27 protein-coding genes and 1 tRNA gene are annotated in these 25670 nt (G+C 63.1%); 15 read left to right on the top strand and 13 right to left on the bottom strand.

The window, feature by feature from the left end; all coding sequences use genetic code 11:
* Positions 1 to 9: 9 nt before the first annotated feature.
* Both DFR34_RS08565 and DFR34_RS08570 read right to left on the bottom strand, forming a co-directional pair.
* The gene (locus DFR34_RS08565) at positions 10 to 1605 is read right to left on the bottom strand and encodes a glycosyl hydrolase family 28-related protein (protein WP_110390732.1); all 1596 of its coding nucleotides are present in this window, start codon (positions 1603 to 1605) and stop codon (positions 10 to 12) included.
* Between the two features lie 53 nt (positions 1606 to 1658).
* Positions 1659 to 3236: a right-handed parallel beta-helix repeat-containing protein gene (locus DFR34_RS08570; protein WP_110390733.1), complete on the bottom strand. Its 1578-nt coding sequence runs from the start codon at positions 3234 to 3236 to the stop codon at positions 1659 to 1661.
* On the opposite strand from DFR34_RS08570, the gene DFR34_RS17115 reads away from it, so the two are divergent.
* Positions 3235 to 3405, top strand: a complete 171-nt coding sequence (locus DFR34_RS17115) for a hypothetical protein (RefSeq protein ID WP_158281777.1) — start codon at positions 3235 to 3237, stop codon at positions 3403 to 3405. The two genes, DFR34_RS08570 and DFR34_RS17115, sit on opposite strands and share 2 nt — an antisense overlap.
* Position 3406: 1 nt before the next feature.
* Here DFR34_RS17115 and DFR34_RS08575 read toward each other — a convergent pair whose 3' ends face one another.
* Complete coding sequence (locus tag DFR34_RS08575; protein WP_110390734.1) at positions 3407 to 4972, bottom strand: right-handed parallel beta-helix repeat-containing protein; 1566 nt, start codon at positions 4970 to 4972, stop codon at positions 3407 to 3409.
* 91 nt (positions 4973 to 5063) lie between these two features.
* Between DFR34_RS08575 and DFR34_RS17120 the strand changes: the two genes are divergently transcribed.
* The 4 genes from DFR34_RS17120 to DFR34_RS17760 all read left to right on the top strand — a co-directional run bounded on the left by DFR34_RS17120 (position 5064) and on the right by DFR34_RS17760 (position 8440).
* Positions 5064 to 5225: a hypothetical protein gene (locus DFR34_RS17120; protein ID WP_158281778.1), complete on the top strand. Its 162-nt coding sequence runs from the start codon at positions 5064 to 5066 to the stop codon at positions 5223 to 5225.
* 10 nt (positions 5226 to 5235) lie between these two features.
* Positions 5236 to 6708 carry an undecaprenyl-phosphate galactose phosphotransferase WbaP gene (gene wbaP / locus DFR34_RS08585; protein WP_110390736.1) on the top strand — a complete coding sequence of 491 codons (1473 nt, stop codon included), beginning with the start codon at positions 5236 to 5238 and terminating at the stop codon, positions 6706 to 6708.
* Positions 6709 to 6723: 15 nt separating this feature from the next.
* A complete protein-coding gene (locus tag DFR34_RS08590; protein ID WP_110390737.1) occupies positions 6724 to 7668 on the top strand; it encodes a class I SAM-dependent methyltransferase in 945 nt (314 codons plus the stop codon).
* A 409-nt stretch (positions 7669 to 8077) separates the two neighbouring features.
* Complete coding sequence (locus tag DFR34_RS17760; RefSeq protein WP_110390738.1) at positions 8078 to 8440, top strand: DUF4351 domain-containing protein; 363 nt, start codon at positions 8078 to 8080, stop codon at positions 8438 to 8440.
* A gap of 76 nt (positions 8441 to 8516) precedes the next feature.
* On the opposite strand, the gene DFR34_RS08600 is transcribed toward DFR34_RS17760, so the two are convergent.
* Positions 8517 to 9374, bottom strand: a complete 858-nt coding sequence (locus DFR34_RS08600) for a LysR family transcriptional regulator (protein ID WP_110390739.1) — start codon at positions 9372 to 9374, stop codon at positions 8517 to 8519.
* A gap of 99 nt (positions 9375 to 9473) precedes the next feature.
* On the opposite strand from DFR34_RS08600, the gene DFR34_RS08605 reads away from it, so the two are divergent.
* Genes DFR34_RS08605 through DFR34_RS08615 form a run of 3 tightly spaced genes read left to right on the top strand, consistent with a single transcriptional unit; the run spans position 9474 to position 11294 of the window.
* Positions 9474 to 10358 (top strand): DMT family transporter, encoded by an 885-nt coding sequence (locus DFR34_RS08605; RefSeq protein WP_110390740.1) that lies wholly within the window; start codon positions 9474 to 9476, stop codon positions 10356 to 10358.
* Between the two features lie 30 nt (positions 10359 to 10388).
* Positions 10389 to 11021 carry an HAD hydrolase-like protein gene (locus DFR34_RS08610; RefSeq protein WP_110390741.1) on the top strand — a complete coding sequence of 211 codons (633 nt, stop codon included), beginning with the start codon at positions 10389 to 10391 and terminating at the stop codon, positions 11019 to 11021.
* 60 nt (positions 11022 to 11081) lie between these two features.
* Positions 11082 to 11294, top strand: coding sequence for a 2-hydroxymuconate tautomerase family protein (locus DFR34_RS08615; protein WP_110390742.1), 213 nt, complete (start codon positions 11082 to 11084; stop codon positions 11292 to 11294).
* Between the two features lie 26 nt (positions 11295 to 11320).
* Here DFR34_RS08615 and DFR34_RS08620 read toward each other — a convergent pair whose 3' ends face one another.
* The 5 genes from DFR34_RS08620 to DFR34_RS08640 all read right to left on the bottom strand — a co-directional run bounded on the left by DFR34_RS08620 (position 11321) and on the right by DFR34_RS08640 (position 17463).
* Entirely contained in the window at positions 11321 to 11839 is a 519-nt protein-coding gene (locus DFR34_RS08620) for an FUSC family protein (RefSeq protein ID WP_110390743.1), read from the bottom strand.
* Positions 11840 to 11932: 93 nt separating this feature from the next.
* Entirely contained in the window at positions 11933 to 14113 is a 2181-nt protein-coding gene (locus DFR34_RS08625; protein WP_110390744.1) for an AsmA family protein, read from the bottom strand.
* An 84-nt stretch (positions 14114 to 14197) separates the two neighbouring features.
* Positions 14198 to 14271, bottom strand: a tRNA-Gly gene (locus DFR34_RS08630).
* A 131-nt stretch (positions 14272 to 14402) separates the two neighbouring features.
* On the bottom strand, positions 14403 to 16649 hold the full coding sequence (locus DFR34_RS08635; RefSeq protein ID WP_110390745.1) for a bifunctional diguanylate cyclase/phosphodiesterase: 2247 nt from the start codon (positions 16647 to 16649) through the stop codon (positions 14403 to 14405).
* Between the two features lie 97 nt (positions 16650 to 16746).
* On the bottom strand, positions 16747 to 17463 hold the full coding sequence (locus tag DFR34_RS08640) for a phosphatase PAP2 family protein (protein WP_110390746.1): 717 nt from the start codon (positions 17461 to 17463) through the stop codon (positions 16747 to 16749).
* Between the two features lie 124 nt (positions 17464 to 17587).
* Here DFR34_RS08640 and DFR34_RS08645 point away from each other — a divergent pair, with 124 nt between their 5' ends.
* The 7 genes from DFR34_RS08645 (at position 17588) to DFR34_RS08675 (ending at position 22481) form a co-directional block, all read left to right on the top strand.
* Positions 17588 to 17803 carry an RNA-binding S4 domain-containing protein gene (locus DFR34_RS08645; protein ID WP_110390747.1) on the top strand — a complete coding sequence of 72 codons (216 nt, stop codon included), beginning with the start codon at positions 17588 to 17590 and terminating at the stop codon, positions 17801 to 17803.
* Positions 17800 to 18018, top strand: a complete 219-nt coding sequence (locus DFR34_RS08650; RefSeq protein ID WP_110390748.1) for an oxidoreductase-like domain-containing protein — start codon at positions 17800 to 17802, stop codon at positions 18016 to 18018. Before DFR34_RS08645 ends, DFR34_RS08650 begins: the two co-directional genes overlap by 4 nt.
* A 27-nt stretch (positions 18019 to 18045) precedes the next feature.
* On the top strand, positions 18046 to 18909 hold the full coding sequence (locus DFR34_RS08655) for a 3',5'-nucleoside bisphosphate phosphatase (protein ID WP_110390749.1): 864 nt from the start codon (positions 18046 to 18048) through the stop codon (positions 18907 to 18909).
* 8 nt (positions 18910 to 18917) lie between these two features.
* On the top strand, positions 18918 to 19544 hold the full coding sequence (locus DFR34_RS08660) for an L-threonylcarbamoyladenylate synthase (protein ID WP_110390804.1): 627 nt from the start codon (positions 18918 to 18920) through the stop codon (positions 19542 to 19544).
* Between the two features lie 172 nt (positions 19545 to 19716).
* A complete protein-coding gene (locus DFR34_RS08665; RefSeq protein ID WP_110390750.1) occupies positions 19717 to 20355 on the top strand; it encodes a site-2 protease family protein in 639 nt (212 codons plus the stop codon).
* 61 nt (positions 20356 to 20416) lie between these two features.
* The gene (locus tag DFR34_RS08670) at positions 20417 to 21619 is read left to right on the top strand and encodes a tryptophan--tRNA ligase (RefSeq protein WP_110390805.1); all 1203 of its coding nucleotides are present in this window, start codon (positions 20417 to 20419) and stop codon (positions 21617 to 21619) included.
* A gap of 31 nt (positions 21620 to 21650) precedes the next feature.
* Complete coding sequence (locus tag DFR34_RS08675) at positions 21651 to 22481, top strand: segregation and condensation protein A (protein ID WP_110390751.1); 831 nt, start codon at positions 21651 to 21653, stop codon at positions 22479 to 22481.
* Between the two features lie 135 nt (positions 22482 to 22616).
* Here the strand turns inward: DFR34_RS08675 and iscX are convergent, their stop codons facing one another.
* The 4 genes from iscX to hscB form a co-directional block, all read right to left on the bottom strand.
* Positions 22617 to 22811 carry a Fe-S cluster assembly protein IscX gene (gene iscX / locus DFR34_RS08680; RefSeq protein ID WP_110390752.1) on the bottom strand — a complete coding sequence of 65 codons (195 nt, stop codon included), beginning with the start codon at positions 22809 to 22811 and terminating at the stop codon, positions 22617 to 22619.
* Position 22812: 1 nt separating this feature from the next.
* The gene (fdx, locus tag DFR34_RS08685) at positions 22813 to 23151 is read right to left on the bottom strand and encodes an ISC system 2Fe-2S type ferredoxin (protein WP_110390753.1); all 339 of its coding nucleotides are present in this window, start codon (positions 23149 to 23151) and stop codon (positions 22813 to 22815) included.
* A 52-nt stretch (positions 23152 to 23203) separates the two neighbouring features.
* On the bottom strand, positions 23204 to 25063 hold the full coding sequence (gene hscA, locus DFR34_RS08690) for a Fe-S protein assembly chaperone HscA (RefSeq protein ID WP_110390754.1): 1860 nt from the start codon (positions 25061 to 25063) through the stop codon (positions 23204 to 23206).
* A gap of 70 nt (positions 25064 to 25133) precedes the next feature.
* Entirely contained in the window at positions 25134 to 25661 is a 528-nt protein-coding gene (hscB, locus tag DFR34_RS08695) for a Fe-S protein assembly co-chaperone HscB (protein ID WP_110390755.1), read from the bottom strand.
* Positions 25662 to 25670: the final 9 nt, after the last annotated feature.

Below are 25670 nucleotides of genomic sequence, written 5' to 3' on the forward strand. Positions count from 1 at the left end.
AGAGACAGCTCAGCTGGCAATGGTGGCAAAAGCTTTCCAGGTGCCCGGGCTACCGCTGCTCACGCACACCCAGCCAGCCGGCGCGCCGGAAACCGCATCGGAATTGAACACGATGTCGCCAAGCTGCGCGCTGTTGCTGCCCAGGAAATCTGCCGGGCTGGAGCCATAGCCGATATGTTGCTGGCTGCCACCGCTGCCGTTATTGGCCCAGAGTTGTTGACGGCGCTGCGGCATATTGGTGGTTTGCGGATATTCAGTGCCATTCCAGCTGGCACGCCCCAGCACCACGGATTGATCCAGCTGTGCCAGCGACCCGCTATTGAGCACGGTATCGCCCACGCAGATGGCGCGGAAGGCGCTCTCCGTGCCACTGCCGGTGACTTGCTGATAAAACTGGCAATTCGTTGCGGTCACCGTGCCATAGTTGGACGAGTAACCAATGCGAGTGGTCGCGGCATCAATCACGCAGGCATCCAGCTTCACGCCGGCGCCACTGACGCCAAAATCCACCAGATAGCTGGTGCTGCCGGGCGCATATACCTGGCTGTTGTATTTGAGCTTGTCAGTGAACAAGCAACGGCTGAACTGGGTGGCGTAACCTTTGCTGTTGACGGGGTCGGCATAAGCCCGCACGGTAATACCCGAGAAAGTGCAATCGGCAAAGTGCATGCGCGGCTTGCTCGGCCAGGCGCAATAGTAGGTTGTCCCCAGGAAAGTGCAGTTGATAAAGCTGACATCCGCAGAATCCCCACTGTCGGCGCCCATGCCCAGACCCACGTTATTGATCATCTCGCAGTTGATGAACAAGCCATTGCGCACCAGCGCACCACCCGAAGCTTCGATATCCACCCCTGCCTGTGGTGAAGAGCCGAAGGCTGCACGGCCGGTGTGATTGAACTTGCAGCCAATGGCAGTCACCCCGCCGCCGCCCACCCAGGAAAAGCCCTGGCGAGCATTAAATTCGCAGCGGACATTGATCAGCGTGGCAGGCGTGCGCGGCGTGGTGGCCGTGGCATTGGCTGGCGACTGAGCGATGTAAAGCCCATCCAGGCAATGATGATGGGAGTACACATTGCTGACGCGCAAATTGGGGCAATCCTTGGTGTACAAACCGTAGGCTGCCAGTTGATAACCCTGATCCCCCCAGCTTCCGCCCAGTACAGCACTGTTGATGCTGCCGTCCAGCTCCAGATTGCGCACCAACACCTGTGACGAGTTATTCGACAAGACGACCATGCGACCAATGCCGGCTGCGTAATTGACATTGGTAAACGGCATGCTCGCCGGATAGTAAGGATTGCCGGTGATCGGGTCGAAGCTACCGAACTTCAGATTCGGCACAATGCGCAGCACCGCTGCACTGCCTTCAATAATGACCGGCTTGGTGCAATTGCTGATCGTGATGATGTCGGTGGCGCGATAGGCATAGCCCTGATTGGCCTTGCCGGCAAAATCCTGCTTGCCCACCATGTATACCCCGGCCGGAATCAGCAAGGTGCCACCACCTGCCGCAGTCAGTGCTGCACTGGCGGCAATAAATGCATTGGTATCATTTTGAATACCATCACCGTACGCGCCATAGTCTTTGACGTTGAAAATAGCCATGAGATTGCCTCTGTCAATATCGTGATTTCAAAGTGTGAGCCAGGATTGAAGAATCAGCTGGCAATCAGACCAAACGGCTTCCAGGTCCCTGGCGTGCCAGTCACTGTGCACACCCAGCCCAGATAGCCCCCAGGGGTGGGTGCGGTGTTGTACACAATGTCGCCTTTGGTCCCGCCACCGAATGCACTGGCAAATGCGGTGGCGCTGTAGCAATAGCCCACACTCTGCATGCGGCCGCCGCTGCCGGTATTGGCATAAAAACGCAAGCGACGCTGCATTTGGTCGTATTGCAGTTGCTCAGCGCTATTAAACAGCATGCGACCCAGGATCAAGCTGGTGCTCAGATCGTTGCTACCGGAAGTATCAAAGATGGTGTCGCCATGAAAATTGGCCACAATCGCAGAAGCCCCGCTACTGGTCTGGCGGAAGCGGCAGTTGCTGGCAGAGATGGCGCCATTGGTCTGGCCAAGCACGCCGGTGGCTACCTCAACCGAACAACGATCCATCTGCACCCCCAGGCTGCCGGCGCCCCAGTTCAGCAGATTGCCACCCGTGCTGATAAACACTTGATTGTTGTACTTGTGCAGATCTGTCAGCCAGCAGCCGCTAAAACGGGTGGCATCGCCATCAGCCTGGGACACACCAGCACGCACCACACTGCTTTGACCTGCCAGGGTGGAATCCACAAAGTGCACACGGGCGGCCGATACGGCAAAGGGTGCTGCCGTGGTGCCCACCAGCGAACAGCGCTCGACCTTGATGTCGGCAGCAGTGCTGGAGGCCAGCACCCCTTCACCCACGTTGTTCAGCATTTCGCTGTTCAGGAAATGGCCGTTGCGTGCCCCCTCCTTGATCATGACACCCACTGCCGGCGCGGTGGCAAACGTGGCCCGGCCGCTGTGACTAAACTTGCAATCCACCGCTTGCAGGCCGTTCCCCCCCTGCCAGAACAATGCCGCACGTGCGTTGTATTCACTACGGCACAGCAAGAGTGACAGCGGAGCGCGCGGACTGTTGGCACTGGCCGTCACACCATATGCGGCCAGGCCATCATGGCCATGGTGGTGGCTATAGATGCGTTCCAGGGCAACCTGATCGGCATTCTCGACCACGATGCCATCAGCAGCCAGATCATAACCACTGGAGCCCCACTGGCCACCCAGCGACAGTGCGCTGGCGTTGCCATTAAGCTCCAGGCCTCGCACCACCACATGGCCCGGATTGTCTTTCACCACCAGCATGCGCCCGACACTGGCGGCATAGTCTGCATCGGTAAACGGCAGGCTGGCCGGGGTATAGGCCGTTCCGGTAGACCAATCAAAACTGCCAAATTTCAGACCGTTTGCCAGGGTCAGGGTCGCACCGGTGCCTTCGATCACCACAGGATGGCTGCAACCGCTCAGGGTAATGATGTCCTCACCCAGATAGGCATAACCCTGATTGCTTTGGGTGGCACGGACTTGTCGGCCCACCGTGTAAGTGCCAGGCGGAATCAACAAGGTGCCGCCCCCGGCAGCACACAGCGCGGCACTGGCATCAATGAAAGCCTGAGTCGCATTGCTGACGCCTGTGTTGTCTGCCGCATATGGTGCAGCCGTCACATCAATCGTGATGGGAATAGGAGTGGTCATGGCATCCTCCTTTCAGGATGGAAACAAAATAGAGAGCGTTGCCTCCAGGCAAGCCCAGAAAAATCAACAAATCACCATGGATCGCAGATCATCATTCCACAGAGAGATTTCTAACCCGATGCTGAGCAATGTCAGCATCAAGCCGGTGCAGCAAAAAAACTCAGGCTAAATCACAGGGCAATCGGGCCAAACGGCTTCCAGATGCCAGGACTGCCGGCTTCTACGCAAATCCAGCCGGCATAGCCTCCCGGCGCCGCGTAGGGGTTGTAGACAATGTCGCCACGATTGGCCTGGCCGGCGCCCACAGCGGCTTCTGGAGAGTAGGCATAGGCAATGCTCTGACGGACGGCATATGCACTGCCGTTATTACCTTGCAGACACTGCTTGCGCTGGATGCCTACGTATTGCGGCGCTTCTTCGCCGTTGACCAGCAATTGCCCCAGCACACGCGCCATGCCCGTGGTGAAAGCACCAGGCGGACTGAAGGCCAGGTTGTAGCCCACATAACACGCACTGAAGGTGCTCTCGTGGCTGGTGGTCTGCGTCAACCGGCAGTCGCGCAGGGTGATTTCTCCAGCGGTGTAGATCAGCGGGCCGTGCTGGGTATCCATGCTGCAACGATCAAACATCACCCCCTGACTGCCACCGCCCAGATCCAGCAAATACCAGCCGGGATACAAATGAACCTGACCATTCCAGTTGAGCTGATCGGTAAAGCGGCAGCCGGTAAAGCGGGTGGCATTGCCGTCGCCAGGCGTTTGCTCGGCGTAGACATTCACCAATTGGCCGGCAATGGTGCAATCCAGAAAATGCAGACGCGGCTTGCGCGGCCACAGCGGGTAGTTAGTGGAGCCAATAAAGGTGCAACGCTGAAAGGTAATATCCGCGCTGTCACCGCTATCCGCCCCCATGCCGGGGCCGACGTTATTGATGACTTCGCAATTGATAAACAGCCCATTGCGCACCACGCCATCCTCGGCCTCGATGTCGATGCCGGCAGCGGGCGAGGACGACAGCGCCCCCCGGCCGGTGTGATTGAACTGGCAGTCAATCGCCGTCAAACCATTGCCGCCGGTCCAGCTCAAGCCTTGACGGCCGTTGTATTCGCTGCGCACACGAATCAGCGTGGCTGGCGTGCGCGGCGACTGCGCGGTGGTGCCCACCTGCGACACCAGGATGCCGTCCAGGCCATGGTGGTGGGTATGGACGTTTTCCACCTGCAAGGTGTTGTTATTCAGTGCATACACCCCATAGGCGTTAAGCTGACGGCCGAGATCCCCCCAGCCGCCGCCCAGAATCAGCGTGTCCGACGCGCCATCCAGTTCCAGATCGCGCACCAGCACATGGCGGTTATTCGCCAGCACCAGCATGCGATAAGCGCCGGCAGCGTAATCCGGATCAATAAACGGCATGGCGGCCGGGGCATAGGGCTCGCCCGACACCGGGTCGAAACTGCCGTAGCGCAGGCCTGGTGCCGCACGCAGCACGGCATGGTTGCCTTCAATCACCACTGGCTGCTGACAATTGACAATCGAAATGATGTCCGTGCTGCGATAGGCATAGCCCAGGCCAAGCTGCCCAGCCAGTGTTTGCTCGCCCACCACATACACCCCTTGCGGAATGCGCAACACACCCCCACCGTGGGCACTCAGCGCCGCACTGGCGGCGATAAACGCCTGGGTATCATTACTGACACCATCGCCCAATGCGCCGTAATCCTTGACATTGAATTCCATGTGCTATCTCCAAAAGCCGGCATACCGAGCAAGCCCCGCTCACTGTCGATCAGACACATGGCATGCCGGCGCCATGGCGGGACAACACAGCATGCAGGCCGACACCACCGCCGCGCAGTTGACCGGGGTCAGCCACCGGCAGGTGCACTGTCAAGCATTCTTCACACAAATTTGCGGCACATCGCTTGTCGCCGTTGCCCGGCTCAAGGAAAATCGCCGCCACGCGCGGGCCCACCGCGCGACGCAACCCTGAACAAGAAAAAATGATCGACGACTACCCCGCCCCGAATACCCGTCCCCACCTGAGTAAATGGCTGTTGATCGCCACAGATCTGGCCATGCTGCTGCTGGCCAACCGGCTGGGCTTCTGGCTGGCCGAACGTGTGCGCATCTGGCGTGACCTGCCGGCCTTTGTCGCCAGTGCCGACAGTGGCCTGCGGCTGACCGTCTGGCTGATGCTGGTGCTGGCCGCCATCAGCTGGTTCTGGCTGGTGCGCGGCCATTACACCCAGCGCCGGCCGTTCTGGGACGAAACCCGCGATGTGGTCATCGCCATGCTGGTGCTGGCGGTGGTGGACGCCGCGCTGATGTTCATGCTCAAGTCGCCGTTCTCGCGGCTGTGGTGGGTGGCCACCTGGGCGGTGTCGCTGTTTGGCGTAGTGCTGGGCCGGGTGCTGGCCCGACGGCTGATGATCTGGCTGGGCTGGTGGCAGCGCCAGGTGCTGGTGTTCGGCTTTGGCGAAAACGCCCGCGAAGCGTTTGCCGCGCTGAAAAGCGAGCGCTGGCTGGGCTATCAGGTGGTAGGCTTTGTTGCCCCGTGCGCCGATGTGCGCGACGCGGAAAACCTCGACGACCAACCGATCTGCGGCAAACCGCTGCTGCCCTATCTGCTGGAAGAACCCGCCCCACGCTTTCTGGAACGCTTTCACCAGCCGGCCATTCTGATTGCGCTGGAAACCGAACAACTGGACGTGCAACAACAGCTGGTGCAGCGCTTCAGCATTGCCGGCGCCGACGTCAGCATTGCGCCGCCGCTGAAAGGCCTGCCGCTGTATGGCGCCGAGCTGACCCATTTTTTCAGCCACGAAGTGCTGCTGCTGCGCGTGCGCAATAATCTGTCGCGCCGCGCCTCACGCTTTATCAAGCGCACTTTTGACATTGTCGCCGCCAGCCTGCTTCTGCTGCTGCTGGCCCCGCTGCTGCTGAGCGTGGCCTGGCTGGTGTCGCGCGACGGCGGCCCGGCCACCTTTGGCCACACCCGCATCGGTCGTCACGGCAAACCGTTTCGCTGCCTGAAATTCCGCTCGATGGTGATCGACGCCCAGGCGCGGCTGAGCGAGCTGTTGGCGCGCGACCCGGAAGCCCGCGCCGAGTGGGAGCGTGATTTCAAGCTGAAAAACGACCCGCGCATCACTCCGCTGGGCAATTTCATCCGCAAGACCAGCCTGGACGAGCTGCCGCAGCTGATCAATGTGCTGCGCGGCGACATGAGCCTGGTCGGCCCGCGCCCGGTGATTGCCGACGAAGTGGAGCGCTACGGCGAAGACAAGGTGTTTTACCTGATGGCGCGCCCCGGCATCACCGGCCTGTGGCAAATCAGCGGCCGCAACGATATCGACTACGACAGCCGCGTGGCGCTGGACTGCTGGTATGTGCGCAACTGGTCGCTGTGGTACGACATTGTGATTTTGATCAAAACCATCAAAGTGGTGCTGGCGCGCGACGGCGCCTACTGACCCACGGAGCCCGTCATGCGCGACCTCACCCCCTTCAGCAATCGGCTGAGCAAAAACCACCGCCACCTGGCCAAATGGGCCAAGCGCCAGGACACCGAGTGCTACCGGCTGTACGACCGCGACATCCCGGAATTCCCGGTGATTGTCGATGTCTACGGCGCCAGCGCCCACATTCAAGAAGTGGACACCGGCTGGCAAATCGACGAAGACAGCCACGCCGCCTGGCTGGACGCCATCCGCCAGGCGGTGGCCGAGGTGCTGGCCATCGCCGTGGACGACATTGCCCTGAAAACCCGCCGCCGGCAAAAAGGCCTGGCGCAATACGAAAAAACCGGCGAAACCGGCCGCGAGCGCATCGTCAGCGAAACCAGCCGCCGCTTTATCGTCAATCTGGAAGCTTATCTGGACACCGGCCTGTTTCTGGACCACCGCAACACCCGCCGCGTGGTGGGCGAACACGCCGCCGGCAAGCGCTTTTTGAATCTGTTTGCCTACACCGGCAGCTTCACCGTGTACGCCGCCACCGGCGGGGCCATCTCGTCGGTGACGGTGGATCTGTCCAACACCTACCAAGACTGGTCACGGCGCAATTTCGAGCTCAACGGCCTGGACCTGAGCCGCCACAGCCTGGTGCGCGCCGATGTGTTCCGCTACCTGCAAGACGCCGCCGCGGCAGACGAGCGCTTTGACCTGATCGTCATGGACCCGCCGAGTTTTTCCAACTCGAAAAAAATGCTCGACATCCTCGACGTGCAACGCGACCAGCAACGCCTGGTGGACGGCGCCATGGCCCTGCTCGCCCCCGGCGGCGTGCTGTATTTCTCTAACAACCTGCGCGGCTTCAAGCTCGACCCGGCACTGGCTGAGCGCTATCGGGTGGAAGACATCAGTGCCAAATCGGTGCCGGAAGATTTTCGCAACCGCAAGATTCATCAGTGTTTTCGGGTGACGGCGCGATAAGGCGACAAGCACTCGCCCAGCGCTGGGGAGTTGGACATAATTACTTGATTATAAATAAAAAAGCCATACAAACCAAATATTCATGCAGCGCTGCCGTCCTGCATGATCAGGTCGCGCTTAGCTGGTTTTTTTCCCGTTAAGCGTGCCGAGCATCGCAGAAAGTCAGGGGGCAGTCCGGCCCGGCTAAGCGGCAGCGCAGCTGACGCGCCATTTCGGGACGGCCCTGATTTTTGAGAAGCACAGGGCAGTCAGCGCCGCAGGCGCTGACCACGCGCCCGGGTCGCCTTTCTTTGCCTACTTTCTTTGGCGAAGCAAAGAAAGTAGGGCGCGTACGGGGCGCATCCCCGTCTCAATTCAGTCCGCGCGCAGCGCGGCGCCAAATCGCACATTTGCCATCTGGATTCGCGCCGTGCTGTTGCGGCAAAGCAAACACACCCTGGCCTTGCCCAAGGTGCGTGACTTGAAGGAGCTGAAAATGACCCTGGCGGAACGCTTTGACCAATGGGCACAACAATACGAGCAACGCGGCAAGCAGGAAGGCCTGCAAAAGGGCCTGCAAAAGGGCCTGCAAAAGGGTCGGCAGGAAGGTCGGCAGGAGGGGCAACAGGAAGGCGAAGCCCGTTTATTGCTGCGCTTGCTCACCCGTCGTTTTGGTGAACTGCCCGCCGACACGGTGACCCGTATTCAACGCGCCGATCTCCCCCAACTGGAAGCCTGGAGCGACCGCGTGCTGGATGCGCGCAGTCTGGCCGAGGTGTTCCAGCCCAGCTAGCGCCAGAGCATGGATACAGCCGCGCTTTTTGGTAACCAGATGCGCGCGGTGACAGACCGTTTTGCGCCCTCGCCATTCACCCCGCCAACATCACCTCACGCAGCGCCATCACCGTCGGACTGTCCACCCCCGCCCGGCGCACCAGCAGGGTGGGGGCTGGCGCGTGTTCAGCCGGCAGCGGATGCACCGACACCGCATGGCTGGCCGCCATGCCGTCCAGCAGGCTCAGCGGCGCCAGCGCAATGCCCATGCCGGCGGCCACACAACCGAGCATGGCGTGGTAGGACGCCAGCTCAATCACCCGCTCCGGCAGCACGCCGTCGCTGGCCAGCCATTGCTCCAGCCGATGGCGGTAGGCGCAGCCGGGGGCAAAGGTCAGCAGGGTGAGGGGGCGCACGTCGCGGGCGCGGGTAATCGGCGGATGGCCCGCCGGGGCGATCAGCGCCAGGGTTTCCATAAACGCCGGCTCGGCACACAGCCGGGCGTCGGCCACCGGGCCGCACACCAGCACGCAATCCAGCTCCCCCGCGCGCAGTTGCGCCAGCAGCGGCGCGGTGGCGCCGGTGTGCAGTTCCAGCTGCACGTCCGGGTAGCGCTCATGAAACGCCGCCAGCCGGGTAGGCAGCCGCGCAGCCGCAGTGCTTTCCATCGAGCCCAGACGCAGGCGGCCGCGCGGCGCGGCGTCGGCCACGGCGGCACGCGCCTGGTCGGCCAGCTCCAGCAGGCGCTCGGCGTAATCAGACAACACCGCGCCCGCAGGGGCCAGGCTCAGCCGGCGACCTTCGCGCACAAACAGCGGCACGCCCAGATGCGCTTCCAGCTGGCGGATGCGGGTGGTGACGTTGGATTGCACCCGATTAAGCCGGGCTGCGGCGCGGGTGATGCCGCCCTCGCGCACCACCGCCCGAAAAATACGCAAGTCGTCCAGGTCCATGTTCTGTTTTTGAGATGGATTTTATCAGGATTATTCATTTTACAGGATGATTTGCCACGCGCTACAGTCAAGCTCCCTGACCGCCCGAAAGCGCCCGCCATGCACACTGCTTCTCGTCCGCCCTGGCAGGGCTACGCCGCCGCCCTGGGCGTGGTCTGCATCTGGACTGGCTTTATTTTGATTTCCCGCTGGGGCGGCAAAAGCCCGCTGACCGGCTACGACGTGCTGGCGCTGCGCCTGGGCGCGGCCTCGCTGTTGCTATTGCCCTTCTGTCGCGACTTGCCGCGCACGGTGTGGCGCGAGCGCCGGCTGTGGACGCTGGCAGCGATTGGCGGCGTGCTGTATGGCGTGGTGGTGTACACCGCCTTCAAATACGCCCCGGCGGCGCACGGCGCCATCCTGCTGCCGGGCATGCAGCCGTTTTTGGTGACGGCGCTGCTGTGGCTGGCGCTGGGCGAACGCCCCACCCGCAACCGACTGATCGGCCTGACGGGCATTGCCTTGGGCGTGCTGTGTGTGGCGCTGCCGCTGCTGCAAGCTGGCGACTGGCGCACGCTGCCGGGCGACGCGCTGATGCTGGTGGCCTCGCTGACCTGGGCGGTGTACAGCGTGCTGGTGCGGCAATGGGCGTTTTCGCCGTGGGTGCTCACCCGCTTTGTCGCGCTGGGCTCGGCGCTGCTGTATCTGCCGGTGTACGTGCTATGGCTGCCCAAGGGCCTGGCCGAGGCCAGCGCCACCCAGCTGATCACCCAGGCTTTGTATCAGGGCATTGGCCCGACCATCATTGCCATGTGGCTGTTTTTGCTGGCGGTGCAACAGCTGGGCGCGGCGCGCACTGGCGCGCTGATTGGCCTGGTGCCGGTGCTGGCCGGGCTGGCCGCCGTGCCGCTCTTGGGCGAGCCGCTGACCGCCAGCCTGCTGCTAGGCTTGTGCGCGGTATCGGCTGGCGCCTGGTATGCCGCGCGGCCGGGTCGGGTGGCGTAATATCGGGGTTTTTCTGCTGCGCCCCTGACCATGGCCTACCGTTTACTGATGCTGGATTTTGACGGCGTGCTGGCCGACAGCTTTCCGTTTTTCCGGCACACCTTCAATCAGCTGGCCGCCCACCATGGCTTTCGCCCGGTGGCGGCCGACGAACTGCCGGCGCTGCGCCGCTGCGGCCCGCGACAGATTGCCCGCCATGTTGGCCTGCCGTGGTGGAAGCTGCCGCGCGTGGCGCGGCACTTTATGCAATTGATGCAGGCCGCGCCGGACAGCGCGCCCTTGTTTGCCGGCGTGGCGGACTGGCTGGATGCCCAGCTGGACGCCGGCCAGCGGCTGGCGCTGGTCAGCTCGAACAGCCGCGCCAATGTGGCGCGCAGCGTGGGCGAGGCGCGACTGGCGCGCTTTGCCGCGGTGGAATGCGGCAGCGCGCTGCTGGGCAAGGCGCAGCGGCTGCGCCAGGTGCTGCGCCGCCTGCACATCGCCCCCGAACACGCCGCCTATCTGGGCGACCAGCCCGCCGACGGCGACGCCGCCCAATGCGCCGGGGTGGACTTTATCGCCGTCGGCTGGGGCTACGCCAGCCTGGACGGCCTGCGCCCCTGCCAGCCGGCGCTGACCCTGACTCACCCGGCCGAACTATTCAGCCTGTTGCCGCCGCCCTGACGCCCGCCACGGCAGGCCGGCCACGAATACTGCTGTTTTACTCACCAAAAGGAGCCCGCCATGCCCTACGTCAACATCAAAATCACCCGCGAAGGCGCCAGCGCCGAACAAAAAGCCACGCTGATTGCCGGCGTCACCGCGCTGCTGCGCGACACCCTAGGCAAAAACCCGGCCACCACGGTGGTGGTGATTGACGAAGTGGACACCGACAACTGGGGCATCGGCGGCGAAGCGGTCACCACGCTGCGCGCGCGGGCCGCCGCGCAAGCCTGAGCCGCTCACGCAGGCCAGACGGCTGCTCAACCCTGCCGCGCCAGTCGCCAGTTACGCCAGCGACGGTGCGGCCACCAGGAAAACGCCCAGGCCAAGCCCAGCGCCAGCAGCGAACCGACTATGATTTCCGCCGCGCGCAGCCCGGCCAGATTCAGCGCTGCCGAGGCTGGCAGGCCAATGCCACTGCCCAGCAGAATGGCCACGGTGATCGGGGTAAGCCGCCAGCTGCCGGGGTAATGGTCAATGGTGCGCGCCAGCACCACCGACACCGCCAGCGCCGCCGCCAGCGAGCCCAGATGCGCGCCCACCGTCCACACGGTCAGCAAGGCCACCACACAGCCAATCAGCGTATTGCTCACCCGATCGCGCACCAAGTCCGCCGTCGCGGTGAGCTTGGGGTCGCTGACGGCAGCAATGGTCACCACCGCCCATACCGGCTGCTCGATGCCCAGCCAGGTGAGCAAAGGCCAGGCCAGCAAAGTGGCCAGGGCGATTTTGAGCGCGAACAACAGAGAAGCGCTTAAAGACATGATGAAAGAGGGCATGGGGTCAACAGCCTAAGCTTAACGGCAGGCGATGACAAGCAGATTGCATGCCACCAGGCAAGGCATTGAGGCCTGGTGGCGCAGGGGGGGGCATTACGGCGTGGTCTTGAACAAATTGAACTGATTGCTCAGCTGTTCTTTCAGCACCTGCTGTTTTTCCAGGATGGTCTTTTTGTCCTTGACCAGGGCGTTGAAGTCCAGCGCATAGGTGGGGGCGTTGAGTGCACCGGTGATTTTCAGCGGCACGTTCATTTCTTTGGTGTTGGTGAACACCAGGATATTGGGCTGCACGCGCATGGCGTAGTCAATGATATTGCCGACCAAATCCACCTTGCCGTGGCCTTGCAGGCTGAACAGGCTGGAGTTCAGCCGCAGGTCGTGATTGCGCGCCACGCCGTTGCTGAAGTTGAACTGGGCGGACAGGCTCTGAAAATCGGTGCGCTTGCTGGGGTCGTCGGTCAGCCGCGCCAGCTCGGTGGGCAGGCGCTTGATGGCTTCCACCATGTCCACCCCCATCAGCGCGCCTTCGGTCAGCCCGACGCGCACGGTGCCGTTCAGCGATTTGCGCAATTGGGTGAAGGTTTGCCCTTCGGCGGTCAGCGTGGCTTCCAGCCGGCCTTTGCCGTCCAGCCGGTCGATGTCGAACAGGTCGCGCAGCAGCGGGCGGATGCGCATGCCGCTGAGGGTTTCAAACATCACCAGCTTGGGTTGCTCGCCGGGGGTGAGTTCCAGTCGGCCATTCAGGTTGCCGCCGTAGATCAGCGCGGTGACGTCTTCCAGCAGCAGTTTTTCCGGGCGCATGCTCAGCTTGGCGCCAATCTGCTGCATGGCAAAACGGCCAGCGGTGAGTTCGGCAATGCGCAAGTCTCCAGAGAGATTCAGTGCGTTCATCCAGTCGAAGTCGAATTTACGCTGGCCATAAAACAGGCCGACCTGATTGCCGGTGGATTCGGCCAGATAGCGGTTAAGATCGAGTTTGCCCAGGCTGAGATTGACGGTGTGCGCCGGGGTGATAAAGCCATCCTGGCGGGCATTGAAGTCAAAACGCTGGCCGTCGATCTGGCCATTGAGCTTGCTGGTGACTTGCTGGCGGGCCAGATTGGCCACCAGCTCACCCTTGGCGGCAGCCTTGAGTTGGCCACGCGGCAGCAGCGGGGTGGCCAGCGTAGTGTCCACCGTCACCGGGGTGAGGCGGAAGATTTCCCAATTGCTCAGCGTCACTGGCGCCTTGAGTTGGGCGGTCAAGGTGTGTTCGCCGGCTTTCCAGCTCATCGCGCCGGTCAGTTCGGTGGCGGCCAGCGCCTGCCAGTTGCCGGAAATATCCTTGAGCTGGCCAGAAAAACTATAGCTGGAGCCCTTGTTGTTCAGCGCGGCGTTGAAATCCAGCGAGGGCGCCTGAAAACCGGCCTTGCCCTGCGACCAGTCGGCACTGGGCATCCGCGCGGTCAGCGAAACCGACGGCTCGCGGCTGCTCAGGCTGGCTTGCAGGTTTTCGGCGGTCATCTGCCGCGACACCAGGTTGACGCGCACGGTGCCGGTCAGCTCGGCACGGCTGTCGGTCAACCCGGCCACCAGGCCAGTGGCCGTCAGCTTGAAGGGGTCCAGCGTCAGTTGTTCTTCGGCAACGTTCAGCGGGCTTTCCAGTACCACGGCAGCTTGATGCTCGCCGCTTTTGAGCAGACCGGCCAGGCTCAGCTGGGCATTGCCCAGCATGCCACTGGCCTCCATCGAGCCTTCGCTCAGGCTGAATTCGCGCTTGAACACCCGGTCGTCCACCGTGGCGTTAAGATCAGCCAGTTTCAGCGAATCGAGCTTGACCACCAGGGAAGACGCGGTTTTCTGCTCCAGCAGGTCGGCAAAATTCCAGCGTCCATCCGCCTCGCGGCGCAGGTTCAGGCGCACACCGTCCAGCTTGATGGCGTGCACCACTTTTTGTGCCTGCAACAGCGGCAGCCAGGCCAGGCGGATTTCGGCGCGGCGCAGGGTAAACAGCGGGCCGTCGCCATCCGGGCTGGCATTGGGGGCGCTCAGGCTGATTTGATCAATCTTGATGCCGGGACGGGGAAACACCGCAGGCGAAATCTGCCCGATACTCAAGGTGCGGCCATCGGTCTGCAAGGCATCAGCCAATTGCATGCGCACTTGTTCAGGGTCGAAGCGGGCGTAAAAAACCGACAGGGCGGTGATGAACACCAGCACCAGCAGGGCAAGCAACACGCCCAGCATTTTAAGGCGATAGGGAGTCAGCCGGAGAAGACCAGATGTCCATTTCATGGGGCAATCAAGCTCCGTGAGGCGGCAGTGCGCCAGGGGTCAAAAGGGCCACGGGTGGGGCAGAAATCAGGCCGACTGGCGGGCTGGAGCGGGTGAAGGGAATCGAACCCTCGTCGTAAGCTTGGGAAGCTTCTGCTCTACCATTGAGCTACACCCGCACAGGAGTCAGGCATTGTCACCGAAAACGTTGGCTTTGGCAATTGGCCAAAGCCACGCCAATGACATTTTTCAGCGGAAGGGCACGGGGCGGGGCGTGTCGGGTGCATTCCAGAGGCATGCGCCATCGTGACTACAGCACAGCACGATACTGGCGGACAAAGCGGGCAAAATCCTCTGCCGGCAAGGGCTTGCTGAAGAAATAACCCTGCGCCTGGTCGCAGGCGTGTGCGCGCAGGAAAGCCACGACTTCGGCGTCTTCCACGCCTTCGGCGATAGTAGCCAGATCCAGGCTGTGCGCCATCTGGATCACCGCGCGGATGATGGCGGCGTGCTGGTCGCCCAGGTGCAGCTGACGGACAAAAGACTGGTCGATCTTCAGCGTGTCCACGTCAAAGCGGGTGAGGTACGACAGGCAGGAGTAGCCGGTGCCAAAGTCGTCGATCGACAGGCGCACGCCCAGCGCTTTCAGCCGCTGCAAGGTGGAAATCACGTTTTCCACATCGTGCATCAGCATGGACTCGGTGAGCTCCAGCTCCAGGCAGGTGGCTGGCAGGCCGGTGCGCGCCAGCGTGTGGGTGACGCTTTCCACCAGATAGCCGCGCTTGAACTCCACGCCGGAGAGGTTGACCGCCACCACCAGATCGCCCAGCCCTTCTTCGCGCCATTGCGCCAGCTGGCGGCAGGCTTCGTGCAGCACCCATTCGCCAATCGGCACAATCAGGCCGCTTTCTTCTGCCACCGGAATGAATTTGCCCGGCGGCACCATGCCTTGTTCGGGGTGCAGCCAGCGCACCAAGGCCTCGGCGCCGACAATGCGCCCGGTGGTCAGGTCCAGCTGCGGTTGATAGTGCAGGATGAATTCATTGCGCAACAGCGCATTGTGCAGGCCATTGCGGATCAGCAATTGCTCGGCAGCCTGGCCGCCCTGCTGGCCGGTAAAAAAGCGGAAGGTGTTGCGCCCGGCTTCTTTGGCGGCGCGCACGGCAGTTTCGGCTTTTTGCAGCAGCGCGTCGTAATCGTCGCCATCGTCTGGCGCCAGCGCCACGCCAATCGACAGCGTGGAGTGCAGTTGCTGGCCGTTGATGTCAAACGGCGCGGCAAACGCATTCAGCAGCAGGCTGGCCAGCTCGGTGAGCTGACGCGGTTCGCGCACATGCGGCACCATCAGCAAAAACTCATCTGCGCCGTGACGCGCCAGCATTTCCTGGCTTTGCAGCAAGGTTTGCATGCGCTGGGCAGCCGCCTTGAGCAATTGGTCGCCCATTGCCTGGCCCAGCGAATCATTGATGGTCTTGAAATTATCCAGATCCACATACAGCAGGGCCACGCCTTCCCCGTCGTCCTGACGGCGGGCAATCGCCTCGTTCAGGCGGTTTTTGGCTTGCAGGCGGTTGGGCAGATCGGTCAGTGGATCGTGGTGAATCAAATATTCGGCGCGCGCCTCGGCGGCCTTGCGCTCGGACAGATCAAAAAACAGCCCGACATAATGACTCAGCACACCATTGTGGTCGTGCACCGCCGACAGGCTCAGCCATTCTGGAAACACCTCGCCATTCTTGCGCCGGTTCCAGATTTCGCCATGCCAGTGGCCCTGCTCAAGCAGGCTGGCCCACATGTGCTGATAAAAAACCTGATCATGAATGCCAGAGGCCAACAGGCGCGGGGTTTGCCCCAGCGCCTCGTCGCGGCTGTAGCCCGTCATGCTGACAAATGCCGGGTTGACCGACACGATGCGCGCCTGGGCATCGGTGACCAGAATACCCTCGTTGCTGTTCTCGAACACCTTGGCCATCAGCCGCAGATTGTCTGCCTCGCGGCGACGCTCCAGCACGATGCCAATGATCGACGCGCCGATTTCCAGCAGCTTGTGGTGAAACTCGGTGGGCGCGCGTCGCTCAAAGCTGGACAGCGCAAAGGTGCCGATAATCTCGCGCCCGGCGCCGTATATCGGCATCGACCAACACGCCAGCAGATTGAAATCCACCGCCAGATCGCGCAAATCGGCCCAGCGCGGGTCGGTCAGTGTGTCGCTGACAAACACCGGCTCGCCCCGGTACAAGGCATTGCCACACGAGCCAGAATTTGGCCCCGGACACAGCAGGCGCAGGCGCTCCACGCCCTCCGGCGGCACACTGGGCGCAGCGTAGACGTTCAGCTTGCCATCCTCATCCAGCAACATCACCGAGCCCACGGCATTGGGCAGCAGCCGCTCTTCCAGGCGGCAAACTTCGTTGATGATGTCCAGCGGGTCGTGCCCTTGCGCCACCGATTCGAGAATGGCCTGTTGCAGCAACAGGATATCCTGCTGCTCGGCATGGCTGAGCAGCTGTAGGTTGGCAACGCCAGGATCATCGACCAGGCAAGAACCGGGATTCATGACAGCTCCGGAAAAGGATGTATTTTCAGCTTAACGGATTTTACCGATGCTTGACATCCATCCGATACAGTCTATCGGTGAATTCACCTATTTTTTTTCAACGCCGGCCCAGTAACTGGTTCACCGCCAGCATGGTGGCCCACACCACCCAACCCGACCACAGCGTATGTGACAGAAAGTGCGCACCGCGCAATTGCTGGCCCACGCCCATCAGCAGGCCAAACGCCAGCCCGCCCCACAGCCAGGCTTGCGCCAGACGCGGACGCTCACCCGCATAAACAAAATACAAGGCCATCAAGACAAAGCCACCCGAGGCATGCCCGGCCGGAAAACACTTGCCCGCTGACACCCCCGCCGGCAAAGATGCCAGCAGCGGCACATACGGCGCGTGGCCGCCAAACTCCAGCAAATCCCATGGGCAGTGATACGGTGAAGCCTGTTTGAGCAAAGATACACTCAGACTGCCGACCACCATCGCAGCACAGGCCAGCCGCCAGCGCCTGGCAGCCTCGGCATCCAGGCCAAAACGTGGGCCAAACACCCCCAGCCCCAGCGCGGCCACGCCAATCACAATAGATACGTCTTTCAGCCAGACATGATTGACATACTCCAGCCACCAGTTGTGCTGTAAGGGAAAGTGCTGGCTGAGCGGATCAAAGCTGAACGCCGCCAGCCAGTGATCCAGCCGGCCATCGCCCAGCACGGCGTAAAACAGCGCCGCCAGCACGGCCAGTAAAGCCCATTGCCGCCGGTAAAATGCCGCAGGCAGCAAGGTCGCGCGCGGGGCGCGCCAGGGCAGGGTCAAAAGCTTCATGGTGTGGGCGCAGGTCCAAAATGGTAAAAGTCCCGCGATGCTGCGCGCGCAAGCTTAAGCCAACCTGAAGCCGGGCTGATGCCCAGCCATCACGTATAATCAGCTTTTTGAAGGACCTTTCCCCATGCAACAAGACTTTACCCTGACTGGCGAATACATCGCCCTCAACGACCTGCTGAAAATCTGCGGCGTGGCCGACAGCGGCGGCGCCGGCAAGGCGCTGGTGGCCAGCGGCGCAGTTAGCGTCGATGGCACGCAAGAGCTGCGCAAAACCTGCAAGATTCGCGCCGGCCAAACCGTCAGCGGCGACGGCTTCACCATCCGCGTGGTGGGCGCATGAGCCAGTCTGACGACCTGTTCGACCCAGAGCCGGAAGCCCCCGAGCCGCCCGCCGACGGCGCTTGCTGCGGCAGCGGTTGCGACAACTGCGTGCTGGACGTCTACCAGGCTCAGCTCTCTGATTACCGGCTCAAGCATTGGCAGTGGACGCAGCGGCAAACGGCCTCTAGCGAGGCCGAGCGCAACGCCCCGGCAGCGCGCCAAGCAAGCTGGTAAACTTATTGCTTTGCCCGAGTATGCGCCATGGCCAAACTGGATTTGCATTGCCACTCCACCGCTTCTGATGGCGCTTTGCCGCCTACCGAGCTGGTGGCGCGTGCGGCGGCGCGCGGCTCGCGCATGCTGGCGCTGACCGACCACGATTGCACCGCCGGCCTGGCCGAGGCCGGCGAGGCGGCGCGTGAGCACGGGCTGGACCTGATTCGCGGCGTAGAGATTTCCGTCAGCTGGCGCACGCGCACCATTCATATTGTCGGCCTGGACATCGACCCGGATTGCCCGGCGCTGGCCGCTGGCCTGCGCGCGGTGCGCGAAGGGCGAGTGGAGCGGGCGCGGCGCATGGAAGCCGCGCTGGCCAAAATCGGCATCCATGGCGCGTTTGACGGGGCGATGGCCTTGTGCGGCAACCCGGAAATGATCGGCCGCACCCACTTTGCCCGTTTTCTGGTGGAAAGCGGCGAGGTGAAAAACGTCGCCACCGTGTTTCGCAAATATCTGGTCAAGGGCAAACCCGGCTATGTGCCGCACCAGTGGGCCGAACTGGCCGATGCGGTGGGCTGGATTCGCGCCGCCGGCGGCGTGGCGGTGATTGCCCATCCGGGGCGCTATGAGATTGGCCGCCAGTTGCAAGAAGAGCTGGTGCAGGATTTCAAAGCGGTGGGCGGCGAGGCCATCGAAGTGGTCAGCGCCAGCCACACGCTGGATCAAACCCATAAATTTGCCCTGCTGGCCGCGCGCATGGAGCTGCTGGCCAGCGCCGGCAGCGACTTTCATGCCCCTGGCGAAGGCGGCCGCGACGTGGGGCTCACCCAGGATTTGCCGCCAGTGTGCGTCCCGGTGTGGAGCCGCTTCACCCCGCCGCGCGCCACGCCCGTGGCGGCCAACTGAAGACCATCATGTCCCAACTGTTTCACATTCACCCCGAAAACCCGCAGGCGCGGCTGATCCGCGAAGCGGTGAAAATCATCCAGCAAGGCGGCGTCATCGCCTACCCGACGGATTCCTGTTACGCGCTGGGCTGCCATCTGGGCGACAAGCGGGCGATGGAGCGCATCCTGGCCATCCGCCAACTGGACTTGCGCCACCATCTCACCCTGGTGTGCCGTGACCTGTCCGAACTGGGCAGCTATGCCCGGGTGGACAACGCCCAATACCGGCTGCTGAAAGCCATCACCCCCGGCGCCTACACCTTTATCCTGCAAGCCACCAAGGAAGTGCCGCGCCGCACCCTGCACCCCAAGCGCAACACCATCGGCCTGCGCGTGCCCGACCACCCGGTGGCGCTGGCGCTGCTGGAGGCGCTGGGCGAGCCTTTGCTGTCGTGCACGCTGATGCTGCCTCACGAACCGATGCCGCCCAGCGACCCATTTGAAATCCGCGACCTGCTGCAAAGCCAGCTGGACTTGGTGATCGACGGCGGCTATTGCGGCATCGAGCCCACCACAGTGCTGGACCTCACCGACGGCGCGCCGCAACTGATCCGCGCCGGCGCCGGGCCGCTGGACAAACTGGGCCTGGCCTAGTCAAACTCGAACGTCATTGAACCCGCGCGCTGACGCCGGCTCCAAGCACCTAGCCCGCGTCGCCGACGCGGGCGCGCTGAACGCCGCTCACAAAATTCTCCTGGCGTGGTTACTTGCCGTGCTGCTTGCACTGAAGTTCTGTGAGCGGTTTTTATTCTGAATCGGGACACGCATGGACGAACTCAACCTTATTCAAAAAATCTCGGTGTTCGCCCTGCCGGTGATTTTTGCCATCACCGGCCACGAGGCGGCGCATGCCTATGCTGCCCGCCACTTTGGCGACAACACCGCCTATCTGGAAGGGCGGATGACGCTTAACCCGCTGCGCCATATCGACTGGATCGGCACGGTGCTGCTGCCGCTGGTGTGCGTGGCGGTGGGCGGCTTTATTTTTGGCTGGGCCAAACCGGTGCCGGTGCGCTTTGGCAATCTGCGCCATCCCAAGCGCGACATGCTGTGGGTGTCGGCGGCCGGGCCGGGGGCCAATTTGCTGATGGCAGTGCTGTGGGCGCTGATGTTCAAGCTGGCGCTGGGCATGAACAACGACTACACCGAGCCGCTGGCGCTGATGGCGCAGGCTGGCATGCTGATCAACGTCATGCTGATGGCGCTGAACCTGCTGCCCATTCCGCCGCTGGACGGCGGGCGCATGCTGATGAGCGTGCTGCCCAACCGCCAGGCCTGGCAGCTGTCGCGGCTGGAGCCCTACGGCATGTGGATTCTGATTGCGCTGATGTTCACCGGCCTGCTGTCCTTGCTGATGAACCCGCTGATCAAGGCCTGCTATCGTTTTCTGAACGCCTTGTTATAATTTGTCGTCATTCGGGGCCGCCGGCGCGGCCCCCTGCCAATTCAACCGCGAAAGCTCCCCCATGTATTCCGAACGTGTTCTTTCCGGCATGCGCCCGACCGGCAGCCTGCACCTGGGTCATTACCATGGTGCGCTGAAAAACTGGGTGAAACTGCAAAGCGAACATGAGTGCTTTTTCTTTGTGGCCGACTGGCACGCGCTGACCACCAGCTACGACGACCCGTCCATCATCGCCAAGAGCACCTGGGACATGGTGATTGACTGGCTGGCCGCCGGTGTGGACCCATCACAAGCCACGCTGTTCATCCAGAGCCGGGTGCCCGAGCACGCCGAGCTGCACCTCTTGCTGTCGATGATCACCCCGCTGTCCTGGCTGGAGCGCGTGCCCACCTACAAAGACCAAATCGAAAAACTGTCGCACAAAGACCTGGGCACCTACGGCTTTTTGGGCTACCCGCTGATGCAGTCGGCGGATATTTTGATTTATCGCGCCATGTTCGTGCCGGTGGGCGAAGACCAGATCCCGCACATCGAAATCACCCGCGAAATCGCCCGCCGCTACAACCACATCTACGGCCGCGAGCCGGGCTTTGAAGAAAAAGCCGAAGCCGCCGTCAAGAAAATGGGCAGCAAAAAAGCCCGCCTGTACGACGAGCTGCGCACCCGCTACCTGCAAGACGGCGACGAAGAAGCGCTGGAATCCGCCCGCGCGCTGCTGGCCGACACGCAAAACCTGTCGATTGGCGACCGCGAGCGGCTGTTTGGCTATCTGGAAAACAAAGGCAAGGTGATTCTGGTCGAGCCGCAGGCGCTGCTGACCGAAGCCAGCCGCATGCCCGGCCTGGACGGCCAGAAGATGTCCAAGAGCTACGGCAACGGCATCTTCCTGCGCGAAGACCCCGCCGCCGTCACCAAAAAAGTGCGCGGCATGCCCACCGATCCGGCGCGCGTGCGCCGCACCGATCCTGGCAGCCCGGACAAATGCCCGGTGTGGCAGCTGCACCAGGTGTACACCGACCGCGACACCCACGACTGGGTACAAAGCGGCTGTCGCAGCGCCGGCATTGGCTGTCTGGAATGCAAACAGCCGGTGATCGACGGCATCCTGGCCGAGCAGCAACCGATGTTCGAACGCGCCCAGCAATACCTGGACGACCCCACCCTGGTGAAGAGCATCGTCGCTGACGGCTGCGAGCGCGCCCGCGCCATTGCCCAGGAAACCATGCGCGACGTGCGCGAAGCCATGGGTCTGGGCTACGCCTGATGCCGGCGTGCATCACCCTGGTGGGCCGCCAATGAGCGCACCCGCCCTGCTTGCCGCCGACGCCCCCGCATCGGCGCCGCCGCTGGCCACCGTGTTTGGCGAAGCGGTGCTGGATGCCCCGGCGGATTTGTTCATCCCGCCGGACGCGTTGCGGGTGTTTCTGGAAAGCTTTGAAGGCCCGCTGGATTTACTGCTCTACCTGATCCGCAAGCAAAACCTCAATGTGCTGGACATCCCGATGGCGCGCGTCACCGCCCAGTACATGGAGTACATCGGCGCCATGCGCGCCGAACGCATGGAGCTGGCCGCCGAATACCTGCTGATGGCGGCGCTGCTGATCGAAATCAAATCCCGCCTGCTGCTGCCGCGCCCGCCGCGCGACGAAGAAGGCGAAGTGGACGACCCGCGCGCCGAGCTGGTGCGCCGCCTGCTGGAATACGAGCAAATCAAACTGGCCGCGCTGGCACTGGACGCACTGCCGCAGGCCGAGCGCGACTTTGCCTGGCTGGCGGTGCTGGTGGAGCAAAGCGCCGAAGCGCGCCTGCCGGAAGTCAGCCCGGCCGACCTGCGCCAGGCGTGGATGGCCATCCTCGCCCGCGCCAAACACACCCGCCACCACCAGGTGGAGCAAGACAGCCTGTCGGTGCGCGAACAAATGACCCGCATCCTGCGCCAGCTGCAAGGCCGTGGCCATGTGCCGTTTGTTGAACTGTTCGAGCTGGACATCAACGTCAGCTATGTGGTGGTGAACTTCATCGCCATTCTGGAACTGGCCAAAGAAGGCCTGATCAGCATCACCCAGGATGCGCCGTATCAGCCGATTTATGTGCGGCTGGGGCGGGAGGATGCCAGCAGTGAGTAGCCACACTGGCATGTACTGCCAATACAGCAAAGCCCCACGCAAGGTGGGGCTTTGGTTTTTTCTGGCGGCAGAAATTGACTTGATCTGACTCGGCACACCCTGCGCTGCCATGCAGGCAGGAGGGGATGCACGGACTTATTCCACCTCGTCAATCCACGCCTGCTGAATCGCCTCCAGAATGCGTTCGCCGCAGTGGGCCGGATCGTCGTTGAATTCCGGCAGCGCCAGCACCCATTGCATCAGGTCGGTGAAGCGCACGGTTTTCGGGTCGATGTCGGGGTGGGCGTCGCACAGGGCGATGGCGATGTCCAGGCTGTCGGTCCATTGCATATTAATGGTTCTCCTTGGCGTGGTTGATGGTGTATCTGGGGATTTCCACCACCAGATCGGTGTCGGTCACCAGCGCCTGACAGGACAGCCGCGAGGTGGCTTCCAGGCCCCAGGCTTTGTCCAGCAGGTCGTCTTCCAGCTCGTCGGACGGCTCCAGCGAGGCAAAGCCTTCGCGGATCACCACATGGCAGGTGGTGCAGGCGCAGGACATTTCACAGGCGTGTTCGATGTCCACCTGATTGTTCAGCAGATTGTCGCAGATGCTCAGGCCCGGTTCGGCGTCAAACAGCGCGCCTTGCGGGCACAGGTCGGCGTGGGGCAGGACGATGATTTTCGGCATGGTGGGTGTCTCGCAGACGCCGCCGGGCGCAGCGCCGGCGGCGGGGGTAAGGTTACAGTTCGCTGATTTTCTGGCCGGTCAGCGCGCGACGGATATTGCGGTCCATGCGGCGGGCGGCAAAGTCGCCGCTGGCTTCGTTCAGCGTGGCCATGGCCTGGTTGATGCCCACCGTCTGGCGGGCGGCCAGCGCGGCGCGCATGGCGGCGATGGCGGCGTCCAGCGCGCTGCGCTCGGCGGCGTCCAGCAGGTCGCCATCGCTGGCCAGCGCAACGTCGATGGCGGCCAGCAGGCCTTCGGCGTCCACCGTGGCTTCCGCCAGCTTGCGCGCGGCGATGTCGTCGTGCACATGGGCGATGGATTCGGTCAGCATGCGGCTGACTTCGTCGTCGGTCAGGCCGTAGGACGGCTTGACCTCGATGCGCGCTTCCACGCCGCTGCTTTGCTCGCGGGCGCTGACCGACAACAGCCCGTCGGCGTCCACCTGGAAGGTGACGCGAATGCGCGCCGCGCCCGCCACCATCGGCGGAATGCCGCGCAGCTCAAAGCGCGCCAGGCTGCGGCAATCGGCCACCAGCTCGCGCTCGCCTTGCAGCACATGCAGGGCCATGGCGGTCTGGCCGTCCTTGAAGGTGGTGAACTCTTGTGCGCGGGCGGTGGGGATGGTGCTGTTGCGCGGGATGATTTTTTCCACCAGGCCACCCATGGTTTCCAGGCCCAGCGACAGCGGAATCACGTCCAGCAGCAGCCAGTCGTCGTCGCCCTTGTTACCGGCCAGCACATTGGCCTGCATGGCGGCGCCCAGCGCCACCACTTGGTCGGGGTCGAGGTTGGTCAGCGGCGGCTGGCGGAAATGCTCGGCCACCGCCTTGCGGATATGCGGCATGCGGGTGGCGCCGCCGACCATCACCACGCCCTGGATATCCTCCACCGACAGCCGGGCGTCGCGCAGCGCCTTGCGCACCGGCAGCAGGGTTTTGTCCACCAGCGTGCGGGTGATCTGCTCGAAGGTTTCCAGCGTCAGCGTCAGTTGCACCAGTTGGCCGTCGGACAGCGTGGCCTGGATCGGCGCTTCTTGTGCATCGGTGAGCATTTCTTTGGCGGCGCGGGCGTGAGTGAGCAGCAGGCGGGTGTCGTTGGCCGACAATTGCGACAGGCCGGCTTGTTCCAGCACCCAACAGTAAATGCGGTGGTCAAAGTCATCGCCGCCCAGCGCCGAATCGCCGCTGGTGGCCAGCACTTCAAACACCCCGCGCGACAGGCGCAGGATGGAAACGTCAAAGGTGCCGCCGCCCAGGTCGTACACCACATACACGCCTTCGCTGGCGTTATCCAGGCCATAGGCGATGGCGGCGGCGGTGGGTTCGTTGAGCAGGCGCAGCACGTTCAGCCCGGCCAGCCGGGCGGCGTCCTTGGTGGCCTGGCGCTGGGCGTCGTCAAAGTAGGCCGGCACGGTGATCACCGCGCCGACCAGCTCGCCGCCCAGGCTGGCTTCGGCGCGGGCCTTGAGCGCGCGCAGGATGTCGGCGGAGATTTCCACCGGGCTTTTCACCCCGGCGCGGGTCAGCAGCTGCACCATGCCCGGCGCATCAACAAACTGGTAGGGCATGGCCGCCGGGTTGTCCAGATCGGCCAGGCCCCGACCCATAAAGCGCTTGGCGGACACAATGGTGTTGTGCGGGTCTTCGTTTTGCCGCGCGCGCGCGGCGTGGCCCACCACGCATTCGCCGTCCGGGGTGTAGCGCACCACCGAGGGCAGCAGGTGGCGACCGTGTTCGTCGGGCAGCACCACGGCGGCGCCGCTGCGCACGGTGGCCACCAGCGAATTGGTGGTGCCCAGGTCGATGCCAACCGCCAGGCGGTGTTGATGAGGGGCGGCGAAGAGGCCGGGTTCGGCGATTTGCAGCAGGGCCATGAGCGTGATCAACTGTCAGGGCGCCGCCAGGGTCAGGCGCGGGCGGCGCGGTGTGAAAAAAGGCAAGGGGTCAGAACAGCAAGGCTTCCAGCGCTTCGCCCAGGTCGGCTTCCAGTTTTTCCAGAAAGCGCAGCTTGCGCACCAGGCTGGCGGCGGCGGCAAAGTCGCCGCTGTCGTCCAGCGCGGCGGCCAGTTCGGCCTCCAGCGCGCGGGCGTCGGCGCGCACTTCGCGGATCAGGGTTTCCAGCGCGTCGGCGTCGCGGGCGGCGCGGGCGTCCATCATGGCTTCGCGCCATTCCATTTGCAGCATCAAAAACTCGGCCGGCATCGCCGTGTTGGTGTCTTCGGCGGTGTCCACGCCGGCCAGCGCCAGCAGATAGCGCGCGCGCGCCAGCGGCTGGCGCAGGGTTTGATGCGCTTCGTTGGCGCGGGTGGCCCATTGCAGCGCCAGCCGGCGCTCGGCCTCGGGGCTGGCGGCAAAGCGGTCGGGGTGAACTTCACCCTGAATGCGCCGATAGGCGGCGTCCAGCGCGGCGCGGTCCAGCGCAAAGCGCCGGGGCAGCTGGAACAGGGTGAAGAAATCCTGATTGAAGTCCATGCGCGCTCC

It is taken from the genome of Rivihabitans pingtungensis, assembly GCF_003201855.1.
Lineage (GTDB): Bacteria > Pseudomonadota > Gammaproteobacteria > Burkholderiales > Aquaspirillaceae > Rivihabitans > Rivihabitans pingtungensis.